Genomic DNA, 16537 nt, shown 5'->3' with positions numbered 1-16537 from the left:
ACTCTCAGTTCGTAAGGGCATTCGTCGATCGACGAAACCTATGCCAAGACAACGTGGTTTTCATGGCCTTGACCGCCGTCCTCTTTGTCCTAAATGAAGCTTAGGATGGGAAAGCAACCGGCCAAGGAACTCTATGCGGAATTGCGGACTAACTGTATTTGAGGCCTTGCCATAAAATTCGGGATTCACGTACAATCAATGGGAAAAATGGAAAGGAATGATATTATTGTCCAGTGACAATGGGCGTCTTTTATGGCCTTATGCATTCTTTGCGTTTACGTTAGGGTGGGGCTGGTTTGTATTGGCGCCTTTGGTTCCTTATTTGATAGGAACCTTCCACGTCTCCTTAGCTATGATTTTGCTTCTTATCTCGTTATATGGGTACGCCATGATTGTGGGAGCACTTCCTGCCGGGTATTGGGTTGCGAAGTCTGGGCCACAAGCGCCCCTCTATGGGAGTATTGTGCTGACGATTGTGGGCTTGGCGCTACGTGCAGGGGCTTCAAGTTTTACCCTCGCCCTAATGGGGCAAGTGGTGGCGGCTTTGGCCTATCCGTTGCTGATTGCGCCCATTGGTTCGGTGTTGCGATTAGGAGGCGTGCGGCAGCTCAAAATGGGGACGGGCTTGGTTATTGGCATGCTTTTTTTAGGAATGGCAGCGGGATCTTTTATTGGACCAGATATGTCTCCGGTTGTGGATCTTTGGATGGCGGTTGTCCTCAATGTCGTCACCGGGTTATGGTTGCTTAGCCAATTGCGGGCAACGAGGAAGTCCCCGGGGGTATCCGTGGGAAAGACGCGTCTTATCGTCTCTTGGTGGTGGGTGATAGGTTTTGTGGTCGCTTCCATAAGTGTGATGTTTGGTTCTGTCAGTACCAGTGCCTTGCTTCATTTGCATGTGCCGGACGCGGCGGCGTTGGGAGGAATGCTGTCTGGCCTGACGTTTTTAGGGTCGGCGATAGGCGCGATCTTATTTGGCTGGTTGGGCGAAAATCCCGCGAGTGTGCGGCGTCTGCCGCGTTTACTAGGCGTGTTGACGTTGGTGTTTTTGTTTCTTTCCGGACTCTTGTTAACAGGCGGGCTTTCCGCGTCAACAGCGGGTCTTGATGCATCGTTTTTTCTCTTCGGGCTATTTAGTAATGGCTGGTACACTTTAGCGTTGGAAGCAGCGGCGGAAAAGGCGCGGACGCGGCACAATGCCGGCATTGCGACAGCCGGTTTTAGCATGGCCTCCAATATTGGCGTCGCGCTTATCCCGGTCATCGTGGGGCCCCTGGTGATAACGCACGCGGCTGTTTGGATGGCTGTTATTCTTGTGATGGGCGTGGGGGCCGCCATTGTGCCGTTTGCGGTTAAAGCCTATGATGCCAGTAATAACCAGCAGCGAACGGCATAATGTCGCGACCGATTGTCATTTCCAAGCTGAAGCGGCGGCGGAGCTCAGGAACTAGGCGGCGCGGCCCTGGATGGCATCTCGCCTTGACTACACAGAAAACGGTAGGCTAAAAGGGCGTTTTCTATGGCGACACGCCTTTCAAACACGAGGAAGTCGTGGCCTAATAAGGATTTCAAGGCACGAATTCGCGCATAAAGAGTTTGGCGATGAATCCCTAGCCATTGCGAGACTTCTTGTTTGGAGCCATTGAAGGTTAATAAAGCCTCTAAGGTTTGTAGGAGTCCTTCTGTTTCTTTGCCGTGTTCAGGCTGCAACAAGGGACCAAGTTCGGGATGAATGACCAGGCGCCGCAGTACGTCAGGCGGCGTTGCTAAAATCCAGCGATAAGCTCCTAACTTTTCATAGCACTGAGGGCGTGTGCTATCAAGATGAGAGGCCACTTGTGCAGCATCATATGCTTCGGAAAAGGCTTGATGCATTTGAGCGGGATCGCGGTAGGGCGCGGACAAGCCAATATGATTTGGGCGTTCCCCCAAATAGGTGCCGAGCAACTGGGGAAGATTGGTGATATCGCCCTCGCGCCCGGTAATGAGCCAGATATCCCGGTCCGTTTGCGACAAGAGCGCTGTAGCTAATAACGCAGAAAGGCGCTGGATGGCCGCATGCGCTTTAGGAGCTGCGCTATCATTCGGCACCACGCAGACACGGTAGCGCCGCGTGCTAGTTAAATTGTAACGCGAGCGACAACGCTGGAGGAGGGTTTCGGAGGGATGTTCTGCAAAAAACAGCTGTTCTAATAACACCGCCTCCTCTTGCCTTTTGCGCTTTTCTAAGGTGTCCATGCGAATAATTTCTTGCGCGGCAGCCGTGGTGATGCGGTCTAACGCTAAGTAGAGATATTCATCAACGTAATTTGTAGAGAGCAAGATGGCGACATCTCCGACAGGTTGTCCAAATACTGAGATTGTCTGCCGCAGGTAGGGTGCGGGAGAGGATTCCACGAGGGGATGTAAAGCGTTCTGACGCACTGGGACCAGAGCAAAGGGCCAATCTCCTAGTTGGACTTTGTCATCCGTTGCGCGTGACAGATAGGCGAGGGGGCGTTTCAATACGTCAAACGAGGCTTCAAAAAGAGCCGTTAATCCTTCCGTTGAGAGCAATACTTTGCGCAAGCGTCCCGATAAAGCATCCAAGTCTTCTAAAATGCGGTGATGCTGGCTAATCAAGAGGCTATTGACTTCCTGGGATAAATCTAAGAACCGGACCAGGTGGGAGAACACGATTACCGGAAGATCGTGAGCGTTGGCCAAGTCGATGAGGTCTTGAGGAATTTGGGTGAAATAGGCTCCTAGCTCAATGACAACGCCTGACGCTTGGGCTTTGACCAGGCCTAGAACAAAGGTCCGACGCTGTTCCTCTGTACTCAGACCGACCCCTGTACTCAGTACTAGCTCGCCTCCACGAAGAAATTCTCCTATATTCGGAATTTCCCCGATATGGACCCACTTCACGGGACGATTCACGCCGGTGTGGCCCGCGATTACCGTCGCATCCGCAAAAGGTTGTCTTTTGAGTACATCACGCAAAACCACCATAAGCGCTTCTCCTCTCATCAATATGTCAGGTTCTCGTTGCAATAATTATACAAACTGTCGGAGCCTTGCCGCCTCTGATTTTGCTACGATCAACAAAAATCGGCGCCGCGCCCAAGCTGTTACTATCGTATAAGCGCCGTTATGAAGGAGAGATATCGATGGCTACACTGAAGCATGTCATTGGTGGTGAACGCATTACGCCAACAGCCAATCAATGGGAGGATGTCATCAATCCCGCTACGGGAGAAATGCTTGGAAGCGTTCCTCTGGATGACACCCAGGCGCTAGATCGTGCGGTGCAAAGGGCCGCGGAGGCTTTTGAGGCTTGGGCTACCACCCCTATCTTACAGCGTGCGCGGATTATGTTTAAGTTTCATGATCTCATGACGCGCAATCAGGCGGATATCGCGCGGTCGGTCACGATAGAACATGGAAAGACATTACCCGATGCCAGTCTCGAGGTGGCGCGAGCCATTGAAGTGGTGGAACTGGCCGCCTCAGCCCCGTCTTTACTCAAGGGTGAAGTGTTGCCCGATGTGTCACGCGGTGTGGATACGATGATGGTCCGGACACCTTTAGGCGTTGTCGCAGGGATTACCCCCTTTAACTTTCCCGCTATGGTTCCTTTGTGGATGATTCCTCCTGCCTTGGTTAGCGGCAACACCTTTGTGTTGAAACCCTCTGAAAAAACTCCCTTAACCTCTTTACTTATGATGGAATTGTGGGAGGAGGCCGGATTGCCGCCAGGCGTGCTCAATGTGGTATTAGGCGGGCGGTCTACCGTGGATCAGATTTTGACCCACCCGACCATTAAAGCCGTTTCGTTCGTTGGTTCACAACCCGTGGCGGAGTATATTTACCGTACCGCGGCCGCGGCGGGAAAGCGCGTGCAAGCGCTGGGCGGTGCGAAAAACTATCATATTGTCATGCCGGATGCGCATCTCCCGCGTACGGTAGAGGCTCTAATGGGATCCGCATTTGGGTCCGCTGGCGAGCGGTGTCTTGCCGGGTCTGTAGCGATTGCAGTGGGCTCTGCGGCGGAGCGTCTGATTCCCGCGCTTCGACAAGCCATTCGCGACTGGAAAGTGGGCTCGGGACTGGATGAAACCAATGATATGGGCCCCGTCATTCGCGAACAAAGTCGTGAACGCATTAGCCACTTTATTCGAACAGGCGTAGAAGAGGGTGCTGCATTATTGGAGGATGGCCGAGAAAATCCTGTAGCGGCTGAAGGATTCTTCTTAAGGCCGACGCTATTTGATGAGGTTACGAGTACCATGACGATTGCCCGCGAAGAAATTTTTGGACCCGTCTTAAGTCTAATGCGGGCGCCCGATCTGAAAACAGCAGTGGACATGGCCAACCAGTCGCAATTTGGCAATACCGCGACCATTTATACCGAATCAGGCGCTGCGGCTCGTTACTTTCGCGACCATATTGAAGCGGGGATGGTCGGGGTCAATATTGGCGTGCCGGCACCCGTGGCCATTTTCCCCTTTGCGGGTTGGAAACATTCATTTTATGGGGATTTGCATGCCACAGGCATGGACGCTTTTCGGTTCTACACGGAAGAGAAGGTCGTGATCAGCCGATTTTGGGGTACTGAGCAACCTTAACGTGCCGTGCAGGTTGCAAACGGTAGAAGCCACGCCAAGAGAGGATGGAATGTTATGCGTGAAGCATTAGAGCGGCAACGGCGATATTTAGTGCCTGGGATTGGGGTTTATTATAAGCAGCCTTTGACATTGGTGTCTGGTCAAGGGTGCCATGTCCAAGACGATCAAGGGAAATCTTATTTAGATTTTTTTGGCGGCATTCTCACGGTATCGGTGGGGCATTGTCACCCGGTGGTAACCCAGGCCATCACCCAACAGGCTGCGACGTTGGTTCATACCTCAACTCTGTATTTGTCCGAGCCAATGATTGATTTGGCGGAATATCTGGCTAAGATTACGCCAGGTGCTCTTTCCCAAAGCTTTTTTACCACGAGCGGAACCGAAGCCAACGAAACCGCGCTGGTGATGGCGCAGTTGGCCACAGGCCGCAATGAAGTCGTAGCACTGCGACATAGCTATTCTGGACGGTCCCAAGTGACCATGGGGCTAACTGGTCAAGGTGCGTGGAAACTCGGAGGCAGTGGGATGGGTTTACCGATCCGTCACACGCATAATCCGTATTGTTATCGGTGCCCCTTTGGCAAGACGCCTGATCGATGTGGGTTGGAATGTGCTCGGGACATGGATGACTTCATTAAAACCAGCACATCTGGGCGATTAGCGGCTTTTATTGCCGAGCCTATCCAGGGGGTGGGTGGGTTTATTACCCCTCCTCCAGCTTTCTTTCAAGAAGCTGTCGGCATTGCTCGCAAGTATGGAGCCCTATTTATTGATGATGAGGTGCAAACGGGATTTGGGCGAACGGGTAAGCCCTTCGGCATTAACCATTACGGGGTGGAACCAGACATTATGACGTTTGCCAAGGGCATGGCCAATGGTATGCCCGTTGGGGCGACTATTGCCACGCCGGATGTGGCTCGTCATTACCAAGGACCCACTATTTCAACTTTTGGAGGTAACCCTGTTGTAATGCAGGCTGCGTTAGCTACGCTGCAGGTCATGGAACAAGAGCAGCTAACCGAGCGCGCTGCCACGCTCGGTCGCATTTTGCGTAGTGGACTTGAACAATTGGCGGATGAATATCCGGTCATGGGCGATGTGCGCGGGATGGGCCTCATGCAAGGGATTGAAATTGTTGAAAAGGATAAGGCGCCAGCAGCGGAATTAGCGGAGGAAATTTTAGAATTGGCGAAAGACCGGGGGCTTTTGTTGGGACTTGGTGGGCTGTACCATAACGTCTTGCGAATTGCGCCGCCGTTGACGGTTAGCGATGAGGAAGTCAACGAAGCGCTGACAGTGTTGCGAGATGTGATGTCGGCCTTATATCAAGCCCATCCCGGCCTAGTGGCCGTGGAATCCACTCGCATCATCTATCAATAACATCAATAACATGCAGGCGGGTTAGGCCACGCGCTTTGACGCGTGGCCTTTTTTGCAGTAGTGCACATCATCTTAAAGGGCTCTTAGGAGCTCCATCCGTCTTGACACTACCGTTATGATAGGGAAAGGCCCTGTTAGGTGGGGAGTGCGACCGGATTTTTGTGCGCCACTCTCTAGGCAAAATCGGCCTTTTACATTATGTATAGAAAATTCCGTTAAAAATCACGGATCTGTCCGTCCTATCTGTGCCGAACACTCGATATCATGGAATCATCCTTGTTGTCCAGCATTTAGCAACAAGAGATACATGGATATCACGTGGATGAGTACGGAGGCATGATACGACTGACCAAGATCCCGTCAGCAAGGGAGACAACATCAGATGGCTGTGAATGTGGAAAACAACGAGGATTTAGCTCGCTATAACCAGGACATTGCCCCCACGACCCAAGAGCAGCGGCAATGGTCCTTATACAACTACCTGAGCTTGTGGATTGGCATGGCTCACAATATTCCCACCTATTTGATGGCTGGCGGCTTTATCGTTCTTGGTCTCAATTGGTGGGAAGCGATCTTAACAGTTTTTGTGGGGAACATGATTGTGCTTGTCCCTATCTTGCTCAATGCCCATCCGGGCACAAAATATGGGATTCCTTTTCCTGTTTTGGCGCGTGCCTCATTTGGCGTGGTGGGGGCGGGGATTCCAGCTTTTTTGCGTGCCTTAGTCGGGGCAGGCTGGTTTGGCATTGAAACCGCCATAGGCGGACAGGCCATTCAAACCTTCCTTCTCATGATTATTCCAGGATGGGCGCATTTTTCCGACGTCTTCACGTTTGTGGGAATGAACTTGGGCGGATGGATTAGCTTTTTGTTATTTTGGCTCATGAACGTGTGGATCATCTACCATGGCATTCAAGCCGTGCGCCGGTTTGAGGCGTGGGCCGGACCGTTGGTATTGCTGTTAGGCATTGGGCTATTAATTTGGGCATTGAATGCGGCCCATGGATTTGGACCCCTACTACAGCGACCTGCGACGGTCCATGGTACGGCCTTTTGGGCCGTCGAGATTCCGGCCTTGACAAGCGTCGTGGGTTTTTGGGCGACATTGTCGTTGAACATCCCCGACTTCACGCGATTTGCTAAGAGTCAACAAGCGCAAGAATGGGGGCAAGCGATTGGATTGCCCTTGACCATGACCATCTTTTCCGGCATCGGGGTTCTCGTGACATCAGCAACGATTGTCGTGTTTCATCACGCGATTTCGGATCCCATTACCTTGTTAGGTCACTTTCACAACGTGGTGATTTTGATTATAGCTTTAGGTGCTGTCGTTGTGGCGACATTATCAGTCAATGTGGCCGCCAACATTGTGTCGCCTGCATATGACTTAATACAGCTGTTCCCCAAACACTTGAACTTTGCACGCGGGGGTCTTATCACGGGCATTCTTGGTATTGTCATGGTGCCGTGGCTTTTGATTTCCAACCCGCACATCTATATTTTTACATGGCTTGATGTCTATTCGGGCTTCTTAGGTCCCATTGCGGCTATTCTGATTGCCGATTACTGGGTATTTCGGCGCAGAACTCTTGAGGTTATTCAATTGTACGAGGCCTCGGGACAGTACTACTACAAGAATGGCTACAATCCGTTAGCGATTTGGGCGTTGGCGGCTGGAATTTTGGTGTCGCTCATTGGTAAAGTCGTACCGCCTTTAGTCTGGCTCTTCAATTATTCATGGTTTGTGGGTTTTGCCGTGTCGTTTGGAGTTTATTTAGTGTTGATGAATGCCAAATACCACAATCCTACACCATCTCGGGAAATGCCGTCATCGCATCTATCCCACTAACGAACAGATTGTGAACACCACTGCGATTGATAGAGGAGGATATTTATGAGCCATATAGTCCGCGTTGGATTAATTCAATCCCAGCACGACGTTTCAGGCGAACGGCCTCTAGACGAGCATAAGCAGTCCGCGATCGATAAACATTTAGGGATGATTTATGAAGCCCACGCCAAGGGGGCGCAGGTAGTATGTCTCCAAGAACTGTTTTATGGACCGTATTTCTGTGCCGAACAAAATACGCGGTGGTATGGGTTAACGGAGCGGGTACCAGACGGTCCGACGACACAAATGATGCAGTCCGTCGCAAAAGAAACCGGGATGGTTATGGTCGTTCCCCTGTATGAGGAGGAGATAACGGGAGTTTACTATAACACTGCGGCCGTGATCGATGCCGATGGGAAATTTTTGGGGAAATACCGAAAAAGTCATCTCCCTCATGTCCAAGCTGGTCCGACGGAGGCGACGGGATTTTGGGAGAAGTTTTACTTTCGCCCGGGTAATTTGGGGTATCCCGTATTTGAAACTGCCGTGGGCAAGATTGGGGTATACATTTGCTATGATCGCCACTTTCCGGAAGGTGCCCGGGCGCTGGGATTGAATGGGGCAGAAATCGTCTTTAATCCCTCTGCGACCGTGGCCGGCCTATCCAAGTATTTGTGGAAGTTAGAACAACCGGCTCATGCGGTGGCCAATGGGTATTATTTAGGTGCTATTAACCGCGTGGGCGTCGAGGCGCCGTGGAACATGGGGGAGTTCTATGGAGAAAGCTATCTTGTTGATCCCCGAGGACAATTTGTTGCTATGGGGAGTCCTGACCAGTCGGAGGTCGTGATTGGCGATGCCGATCTGAATGTTGTGCGCGAAGTCCGCAATACCTGGCAGTTTTACCGGGACCGGCGTCCAGAGACCTACCAACGTTTAACGGACTTGTAACTCTAACCCGGATGGTGCCAAAGGAGGACAGCGATGATGCCGACTGATTCCACGTTGCGCGCATTTGAGGAAGTGGTACCGCCTCTCACGGATCGAGAAGTCCACGAGGAGGCCTTACGTTGCTATTATTGTGATGATGCGCCATGTATCCAAGGGTGCCCCACGGGTATCGATATTCCCCGTTTTATTCGCCAGATCGCACAAGGCGATCTGGCGGCCGCAAGTCGAACGATTTTGGACGCGAATATCGTCGGCGCCACGTGCGCGCGTATTTGCCCAACCGCGACCTTATGTGAGGGGGCCTGTGTGCGCACCCGGGACAGTCATCCCGTTGCTATTGGCCGATTGCAACGTGCGGCGATGGATTATGCAATGCAGCATGTCACGGGCGCTCCGCGGTTGCCTAGGCGCCAAACGCAAGTCACGGGGAAGGTGGCAATTGTAGGCGGAGGACCCGCGGGACTGGCTGCTGCTGCAGAGCTCTTGCGCCATGGTTGTCATGTCGACATCTATGAAGCACAAGCTGCCTTAGGAGGATTAGATACCTACGGTATTGTGTCATTTCGCGAACCTCTGGCAGTCAGCTTGTGGGAGGGAGAACTTATCCATTCGTTAGGGGCGACGGTGTATTTGAATACGCATGTGGGGACAGATGTCGCCTGGCAGACGTTAAAAGATCAATACGATGCAGTAGTCACCGCTGTTGGCTTGGGAAAAGTTCCGATGATCGGCATTGCAGGAGAAGACCTTCTAGGTGTCTGGGATGCGCTGGACTTTATCCGGCAGAGCAAAACTGATTCCTACCCCCAGATTGCTGCCTCGTCTCGTGTGGTCGTGATAGGGGCGGGGAATACAGCCATTGATGCGGCGACCTGCGCAAAGCGGCTCGGTGCTGAAAACGTTCGCATTCTATATCGCCGGGGTGAGCAAGACATGCCCGCATATGATTATGAATATTCGTTTGCCAAGCAAGAAGGCATTGTCTTCGAGTGGTGGACACAGCCGGTGGAAATTGTCGGGACAACTCACGTGGAAGCTGTGCGGTGCCAGCGCACGAGACCCGTCGAAGGCCCATCCAAGGCCGTTGTCATGAATGATACCCCTAGCTGGTTGATGCCGGCGGATATCATTATTCGCGCCATTGGTCAGACGAAATCCGATGCGTTATGGCGTTTACTGGACTTTCAGCATCAGGGCGCTGTACCTGTGGTTGACCCCCATACCTATGAAACTTCCTGTCACGGTTTATACGCCGTGGGCGATTGTCTAGCTCCATCCGCTGAGGCGACCGTGGTCACTGCGGCCGCTCAAGGTAAACAGGCAGCTCGTGCCATTATTGCGCGGTTGGAGGGCCATAGTATCACAAAACAGGAGGGCTAAAAATGGCAGACTTGTCGGTAAACTTTGCAGGGATTTCTTCTCCTAACCCTTTTTGGTTGGCCTCAGGCCCCTTAACCAATACAGGCTATCAAGTCATGAAGGCGTTTGATATGGGATGGGGCGGAGCTGTCTGGAAGACAGTGGGAGAGCCTGTGATTAATGTCAGCTCTCGTTTGGCGGCGATTGACTATGGGGGTCGCCGTATGATGGGCTTGAACAATATTGAGCTTATCTCCGATCGGCCTATTGACGATAACTTGCGAGAAATTGCAGAAGTCAAACGCCGTTTCCCTCACCATGCGGTTATCATATCTCTGATGTTGGCGTCCGATCCTACACTGTGGTCAGACATGATGCGTCGCGTAGAAGATACGGGAGCTGATGGGGTAGAGCTCAATTTTGGCTGTCCCCACGGTATGAGCGAGCGCGGCATGGGGTCGGTCGTGGGGCAGGTACCCGAGTACTCGCAGCAAATTACCGCGTATGCCAAATCCGGCTCATCGTTACCGGTTATCGTAAAGTTAACACCCAATGTGACTGATGTGCGAATGCCGGCCAGGGCTGCCGTGGCTGGAGGTGCTGATGCCTTGTCGTTGATTAATACGATCAACAGTGTTATGGGCGTAGATGTTGAGACATGGCTGCCTGACCCCCATGTTGCGGACCGGGGATCCCACGGAGGATATTGTGGACCGGCCGTCAAGCCTATTGGCCTATACATGGTATCGGCACTAGCTAATGACCGAAGAGTGCCCGTGCCCCTATGTGGTATTGGCGGCATCGAGACATGGCGAGATGCCGTCGAATATCTTCTTCTTGGAGCGGGAGCCGTTCAAGTGTGTACGGCGGCGATGCATTACGGATTTCGTATTATTGATGATCTCACCGAAGGATTAAATGATTACCTAGACCGCAAGGGTCTAGCCTCCGTCCAGGACCTTGTGGGGAAAGCCAAACATCGCGTGGGCGATTGGAATGACCTTCGGCTGTCCTACTCGTACAAAACCGTCGCAGAAATCCATGCAGATCAATGCATTGGCTGCAATTTGTGCTTTGTTGCCTGCGATGACGGGGGCCACCAATGTATTGATCGACTCCCAGGACAAAGAGCCCCGGTGGTCAGAAAAGACGATTGTGTCGGGTGCAATTTATGCAGTCTGGTCTGTCCAGTACCAGGATGTATTGAAATGCAAGACATTGACTTGGGCTTGGTGGAGACGTGGCGACAACGCCAAAGTCGTGTGGGATTCTAAAAGCTTGCCAATATGGGGACGCGGGAGGAGACTTTAGGATGAAGACATTGATACGAAATGGTCATATCGTCACAGCCACCGATGACTATCATGCCGATTTGTTCATCGACAGAGGAATCATTGTGTATATTGGCCAGGATTTGCAATTTCTTGTCCCTGCGGCCGATGAGGTCATTGATGCGAGCGGTTTGTTGGTATTGCCCGGCGGTGTCGATGTGCATACGCACCTCGACATGCCATTTGGTGGCACGACGTCCTCCGATGATTTTTTCACCGGCACGCGAGCTGCAGCATTTGGGGGTACGACTACTATAATTGATTTTGCCATTCAACAACGCGGGCATAGCGTCGAAGAAGCCCTTGATACGTGGTGGGCCAAAGCGGAGGGCAAGGCCAACATTGATTATGGGTTTCACATGATTTTAAGTGAAGTTAATGGCGAAACATTAGCTGGCATGGGGCGTCTGGTAGATCAAGGCATTACGAGTTTCAAGCTGTTTACCGCGTATCCTGGAGTTTTTATGTCAAGTGACGGTGAAATCTTTCAAGCATTACAAAAGGCCGGTGAGATTGGCGCATTGGTAGCAATGCATGCGGAGAACGGCAGCGTTATTGATGTGCTCGTGCAACAAGCCTTGGCTCAAGGGCATACGGAACCGAAATATCATGCTATTACTAGACCGCCTGAAGCGGAGGCGGAAGCGACTCACCGCGTGATTGCGTTAGCGAAAATGGCCCACAGCCCAGTCTATATTGTTCATTTGTCGGCTCAAGACGCGCTTGAGGAAGTGACTATTGCCCGCGACAAAGGACAAGCGGTGTTTGCCGAAACGTGTCCCCAATATTTGTTTTTGGATGATAGCCGTTATGAGGAATCCGATTTTGGCGGCGCTAAATACGTTATGTCGCCACCGTTGCGATCCCCAGACCATGCGACTCATCTGTGGCGGGGGCTGGCCGGAGACGATCTGCAGGTTGTCGCAACAGACCATTGTCCGTTTTGCATGCAAGACCAAAAGGTATTAGGGATCAACAATTTTGCCAAGATTCCCAATGGTGCTCCAGGTATTGAGACTCGCGTGAGCCTTCTTTATGATGCCGCGATTCGCTTAAATCGACTCTCTCTCAATCGCTTTGTGGAAATTATGGCCACAATGCCCGCGAAGCTCTTTGGTATGTTTCCTCAAAAAGGCACGATTGCGGTGGGTTCGGATGCGGACTTGGTTTTATTTGACCCCCAGGCAACTACGACATGGGGCGTGAATACGGCGCACATGCAAGTGGATTATAATCCTTTTGAAGGCTATAATGCCCAGGGCAAAGTTCATATGGTCTTCTCGCGTGGAGAAAAGATTATAGCGAACGGACAGTATTTGGGCCGTGCGGGGCGTGGAAAATTCCTCAAGCGAAAGACCTTTGCCGCACCCTAAAGGCGCGATGGAGAATTAGGTGGCTTAACGATGATCTATAGATTTAAACGTGGGGCGTGTCATTCATGGCAATGACGACGCCCCGCTTGCTATGCGTATAAAAATCTTAATGGTGACCTATTTGGAGTCAAACAGCTGTCCTGCTATGTAGTAACCCCTATTCCAAGTAATAATGGCGAACAGGGCGGACGTCCTCATCAAACTCATAGACTAAGGGAATCCCAGTCGGAATATCTAGGGAAACAATCTCCTGATCAGAGAGGTTATCAAGAGATTTGACGAGCGCTCGCAAGCTATTGCCATGCGCCACAATTAAAGGGTTTTTACCCCGCGTTAAAACCGGTAGAATTTGCGCATTCCAAAAAGGTAGAACACGTTGCACGGTCATGGCGAGGCTTTCTGCACGCGGCAATAGGGCGGGATCGAGGGATTGGTACTTAGGATCGTTGATGGGTAACCTGGGATCGCCTTCAGGTAATAAAGGCGGGACGGTATTGTAACTGCGGCGCCACTCGGCCACTTGTTGGTCTCCATATTTGGCAGCGGTTTCGGCTTTGTTTAGCCCTTGTAATGCGCCGTAGTGCCGTTCATTCAACGTCCATGATTTGACCACATCGAGCCATAGCAGGTCCATTTCTTCCAAGACAATATTCAATGTTTTGATGGCGCGTTTAAGCAGTGACGTATAGGTTGCGTCGATGTGGATTCCTTTCGCTTTGAGGAGTTGTCCGGCGCGGCGCGCCTCTTCGATTCCCTGAGTAGAGAGGTCGACATCGGTCCATCCGGTGAAGCGATTTTCTAAATTCCATTGACTTTGGCCATGCCGAATGACCACCAGGGTTGCCATATTGTGCATCGTCCTTTCTCGATGTCCCGTACGGCGGTGTCGGGACGGTGTTGCGTTTGCTAAGAGAGTCTCCGCCAACAGTGTATACTTTTTCTAGGCAAACCTCTACGCCCCGTGATTTTTGCACCATTGACAGCGCCGCCCATATACTGGTAACAAAAAGTTGCGAGAAAGGCAGTGGAAGCTATGCGTGTATCCCGGCAGCGTCCTTTGGTGCAACCTTTCTATCTCTACCGGCACGAAGATGTCAGTGGCGTGAGTGGTACAGGAATTGTGGCCATTGGAGTGGTTCTTCCCTCCGGGCATGCCGTCATGGAATGGCAATCACGCTGGCCCACCGTCACGATATTTCAGACCATCGAGCATGTGGAACGGATTCATGGACATGGTGGGCGTACTCATATTGGTTGGGGTATCCCGCCTCGCACCAATCAGAATGCAAATGGCTGGCGCTTGCTTAACTGGTGCAAGCAGGTTTTGCAACGAGCAGAAGGAGAATGGCGAGTGAAGGCGTTAGAGTCCTCTAAAGAGGTTAGTCGCAAGGCCGTTCCTGCCGTTTCTGAGAAGAAAGGGCGTTCGCATCACCACCATCATCACCCGCGGCAATCCGCTTCGTTGCGGCATTAATATCGGATCGCATTCTATTGTCCTTCGTTCAAATCCGTCCGCGTGGCTTGTCTGTTCGAGGAAAAGAGCATTTCAAATGGGAAATGGAGGGGTGTGTTGGATAATCATGGTTGACACACCCTTTATTATTGCCTATGATTTGCAACATGGAACAAAATACTATAGAAAATCGCCTTCATCAACACGGATTGCGCGCAACGTTACCTCGTACCATCGTTATGGACACCTTATCCCAATCGGTGGGTCACTATACTATTGAATCCCTCTGGCGTACTGTCAAAGCAACAGTGCCTTCTATTGAACTCTCGACGGTTTACCGGGTGGTTCAGGCCTTTGTAGAAGTGGGCCTGGCCAGTGAAATGCACTTGCCCGACGGATCTCGCGTAATCGAGGCCACGGTAAAAGCGCACGCGCATTGGGTGTGTCAGCGTTGCCATGCGATTGAACACATTACGGATGACGTAATGCACGGAGTTCATCGCATGCTAAAAGCCTCCGTTACCAGCCGCGATATTCAAGGTGTTCAAATTACCGCATGGGGCTTATGCCAATCATGCCAATCGGCCACAAAATAAAAAGCATCCCTTGCAAATAAAAACGGAGTTATCAAGGAACCTTTCTTGATAACTTATCGGGAAGGCCAGGATCAGTGTGCAACCATTAGGTAAAAAACCGGTTTTGTTAAGCCTGTCGGATCTTTCGGGACTATCCGTTGCGAGTGTCGCACCCTTATTTAGTGTGGCGGCTGCCGGCTCCATTATGCTTAGCCTGGCTGGCGCTGATATTATTTGGGCTGTCTTGGCGATTGCCACACCTTTTATTCTAAGTTCATGGCTGTTTCGGATGTTGAATCAACACTATCCTAATACCGGAGCTTCCTATCATTGGTCTCGTAGGATTTTAGGTTTTGGTATCTCGCGATATCAATCATGGATTCTGATGATGGCCTATTTTTGGTCCATTCCTCCCATTATTATTCCAGCAGCAGAGGAGTCTCTCGCCTTAGTTGGAGTCACAGCCCCTCCGTCGTGGTTGGTGATTATCGTGAGCGGGGCGTGGATCGGATTGTCCGCTGGGTTGTTATTGAGGGGGAGTAAAACCGTTGCGCAATTGACCAAAATATTTATGGTTTTAGAATTCATCGCTATCATCATATTTGCCATAGCGGGAGTACTTCATTGGCGTGCGCTTCCGGGAAATCATGTGACGCCATCATGGCACGGTTTTGTTATTGCGATGGTTGTAGGCGCGACTATAGTGGATGGTTGGGAAATTGATAGCTATGCGGCGGAAGAAGCTGATTACCCGCAGAAAACCCCGGGAATGGGCGGCGTGGTAGGAGCTTTCATGGTGTTAGCTTTTTATTTAACGATTTTCCCTTTAATGCTACATTCCGTGTCACTAGCCCAGCTGGTTAAGAATCCCGATGTGTTGATTGCATGGGCGCAAGCGTTATCGCCTCATCAATTCCGTTGGGCCATTGTGCCCATTGTGGCTTCAACCGCCGGCTCTTTATGGCTTACAACGTTTATTTTGAGTAAGGCGTTGTATGCAATGGCTCGGGACCGAATACTCCCCCGATTTTTTGTGACGAAAAACTCTGCACAGTCGCCGACGTGGACGATTGTGGTCCCTCTCGTGTTGGGATGGACGATTGTGTCATTGCAGTTACTGGTGGCATCGCTTGCGTCTGTGTTCAATTTAGTGCTCAGTACGGCGGGTTTCTTTCTGATTTTGGAGTTTCTCTTTGACAGTCTTAGTGCGGCGGTGTTTTTAACGCGTATTCATCACCATGGTCTACATGGCATTACGCACCAACACAGAGGCCTTCAGATCATTTCTTATGTGACGACGACGTGGTTTGCGGTGGTCATTAGCATTTTCTTGATTTACGGCCCCGCCGCTATTGGTCGCTCTATCGATGCATTGGTTGCCATTATGCTGGCGGGAGGCATAATTTTTACATTTTGGCGCTTTGAAGGCCGTTGGCGCGGATATCACGTATTTAATCCCGAAACACGTGAATTAACCATAGAAGACGGCGAGGATCTCTAACGGCGGCACCGTATAATGTCGAAATCCGTGGGGTACAATGGTTAAACAAAAAGTTTTCTAATATGGCTAGACAGAACTCACCTCAGGTGTTATTATATCAAAGCTGTCCGCGAGGACAGTGAGCCCCCCGCTTCAGCGGGCGGCGTCGGTCCTTGAAAACTATATCGTCATGAATG

13 protein-coding genes are annotated in these 16537 nt (G+C 51.3%); 11 read left to right on the top strand and 2 right to left on the bottom strand.

Going from position 1 to position 16537, the window contains the following annotated elements:
• Positions 1-226: 226 nt before the first annotated feature.
• Positions 227-1396 (top strand): MFS transporter, encoded by a 1170-nt coding sequence (locus CO251_RS05040; protein ID WP_242968325.1) that lies wholly within the window; start codon positions 227-229, stop codon positions 1394-1396.
• Between the two features lie 44 nt (positions 1397-1440).
• On the opposite strand, the gene CO251_RS05035 is transcribed toward CO251_RS05040, so the two are convergent.
• Complete coding sequence (locus CO251_RS05035) at positions 1441-2991, bottom strand: PucR family transcriptional regulator ligand-binding domain-containing protein (RefSeq protein ID WP_158246188.1); 1551 nt, start codon at positions 2989-2991, stop codon at positions 1441-1443.
• Between the two features lie 158 nt (positions 2992-3149).
• Here CO251_RS05035 and CO251_RS05030 point away from each other — a divergent pair, with 158 nt between their 5' ends.
• The 7 genes from CO251_RS05030 (at position 3150) to hydA (ending at position 12832) form a co-directional block, all read left to right on the top strand.
• Positions 3150-4607, top strand: coding sequence for a CoA-acylating methylmalonate-semialdehyde dehydrogenase (locus CO251_RS05030; protein ID WP_103374716.1), 1458 nt, complete (start codon positions 3150-3152; stop codon positions 4605-4607).
• Positions 4608-4661: 54 nt separating this feature from the next.
• The gene (locus tag CO251_RS05025) at positions 4662-5987 is read left to right on the top strand and encodes an aspartate aminotransferase family protein (RefSeq protein ID WP_103374715.1); all 1326 of its coding nucleotides are present in this window, start codon (positions 4662-4664) and stop codon (positions 5985-5987) included.
• Between the two features lie 382 nt (positions 5988-6369).
• Positions 6370-7836, top strand: a complete 1467-nt coding sequence (locus tag CO251_RS05020) for an NCS1 family nucleobase:cation symporter-1 (RefSeq protein ID WP_103374714.1) — start codon at positions 6370-6372, stop codon at positions 7834-7836.
• A gap of 45 nt (positions 7837-7881) precedes the next feature.
• Positions 7882-8769 (top strand): nitrilase-related carbon-nitrogen hydrolase, encoded by an 888-nt coding sequence (locus tag CO251_RS05015; RefSeq protein WP_103374713.1) that lies wholly within the window; start codon positions 7882-7884, stop codon positions 8767-8769.
• A 33-nt stretch (positions 8770-8802) separates the two neighbouring features.
• The gene (locus tag CO251_RS05010; RefSeq protein ID WP_242968324.1) at positions 8803-10149 is read left to right on the top strand and encodes an FAD-dependent oxidoreductase; all 1347 of its coding nucleotides are present in this window, start codon (positions 8803-8805) and stop codon (positions 10147-10149) included.
• A gap of 2 nt (positions 10150-10151) precedes the next feature.
• Positions 10152-11402, top strand: a complete 1251-nt coding sequence (preA, locus tag CO251_RS05005) for an NAD-dependent dihydropyrimidine dehydrogenase subunit PreA (RefSeq protein WP_103374712.1) — start codon at positions 10152-10154, stop codon at positions 11400-11402.
• Positions 11403-11440: 38 nt separating this feature from the next.
• The gene (gene hydA, locus CO251_RS05000; protein WP_103374711.1) at positions 11441-12832 is read left to right on the top strand and encodes a dihydropyrimidinase; all 1392 of its coding nucleotides are present in this window, start codon (positions 11441-11443) and stop codon (positions 12830-12832) included.
• A gap of 157 nt (positions 12833-12989) precedes the next feature.
• On the opposite strand, the gene gpmA is transcribed toward hydA, so the two are convergent.
• Positions 12990-13679: a 2,3-diphosphoglycerate-dependent phosphoglycerate mutase gene (gpmA, locus tag CO251_RS04995; RefSeq protein ID WP_103374710.1), complete on the bottom strand. Its 690-nt coding sequence runs from the start codon at positions 13677-13679 to the stop codon at positions 12990-12992.
• Positions 13680-13865: 186 nt separating this feature from the next.
• Here gpmA and CO251_RS17600 point away from each other — a divergent pair, with 186 nt between their 5' ends.
• The 3 genes from CO251_RS17600 (at position 13866) to CO251_RS04980 (ending at position 16361) form a co-directional block, all read left to right on the top strand.
• Entirely contained in the window at positions 13866-14306 is a 441-nt protein-coding gene (locus CO251_RS17600) for a hypothetical protein (protein ID WP_207654618.1), read from the top strand.
• A 146-nt stretch (positions 14307-14452) separates the two neighbouring features.
• Complete coding sequence (locus CO251_RS04985) at positions 14453-14881, top strand: Fur family transcriptional regulator (protein WP_158246187.1); 429 nt, start codon at positions 14453-14455, stop codon at positions 14879-14881.
• Between the two features lie 76 nt (positions 14882-14957).
• Entirely contained in the window at positions 14958-16361 is a 1404-nt protein-coding gene (locus CO251_RS04980) for an APC family permease (protein ID WP_158246186.1), read from the top strand.
• Positions 16362-16537 lie beyond the last annotated feature (176 nt).

The organism is Sulfobacillus sp. hq2 (genome assembly GCF_002903155.1).
Lineage (GTDB): Bacteria > Bacillota > Sulfobacillia > Sulfobacillales > Sulfobacillaceae > Sulfobacillus > Sulfobacillus thermotolerans.
The sequence above is the reverse complement of the archived record's forward strand: the minus strand, read 5'-3'. Positions and strand labels throughout refer to the sequence as shown.

Bases quoted from the DNA above. Each gene is read 5' to 3' on its own strand.
- CO251_RS05010 (WP_242968324.1), top strand. From the start codon at position 8,803: ATGATGCCGACTGATTCCACGTTGCGCGCATTTGAGGAAGTGGTACCG.
- CO251_RS05035 (WP_158246188.1), bottom strand. From the start codon at position 2,991: ATGGTGGTTTTGCGTGATGTACTCAAAAGACAACCTTTTGCGGATGCG.
- gpmA (WP_103374710.1), bottom strand. From the start codon at position 13,679: ATGGCAACCCTGGTGGTCATTCGGCATGGCCAAAGTCAATGGAATTTA.
- CO251_RS05020 (WP_103374714.1), top strand. From the start codon at position 6,370: ATGGCTGTGAATGTGGAAAACAACGAGGATTTAGCTCGCTATAACCAG.
- CO251_RS05025 (WP_103374715.1), top strand. From the start codon at position 4,662: ATGCGTGAAGCATTAGAGCGGCAACGGCGATATTTAGTGCCTGGGATT.
- CO251_RS04985 (WP_158246187.1), top strand. From the start codon at position 14,453: ATGGAACAAAATACTATAGAAAATCGCCTTCATCAACACGGATTGCGC.
- CO251_RS17600 (WP_207654618.1), top strand. From the start codon at position 13,866: ATGCGTGTATCCCGGCAGCGTCCTTTGGTGCAACCTTTCTATCTCTAC.
- hydA (WP_103374711.1), top strand. From the start codon at position 11,441: ATGAAGACATTGATACGAAATGGTCATATCGTCACAGCCACCGATGAC.
- CO251_RS05030 (WP_103374716.1), top strand. From the start codon at position 3,150: ATGGCTACACTGAAGCATGTCATTGGTGGTGAACGCATTACGCCAACA.
- preA (WP_103374712.1), top strand. From the start codon at position 10,152: ATGGCAGACTTGTCGGTAAACTTTGCAGGGATTTCTTCTCCTAACCCT.
- CO251_RS05015 (WP_103374713.1), top strand. From the start codon at position 7,882: ATGAGCCATATAGTCCGCGTTGGATTAATTCAATCCCAGCACGACGTT.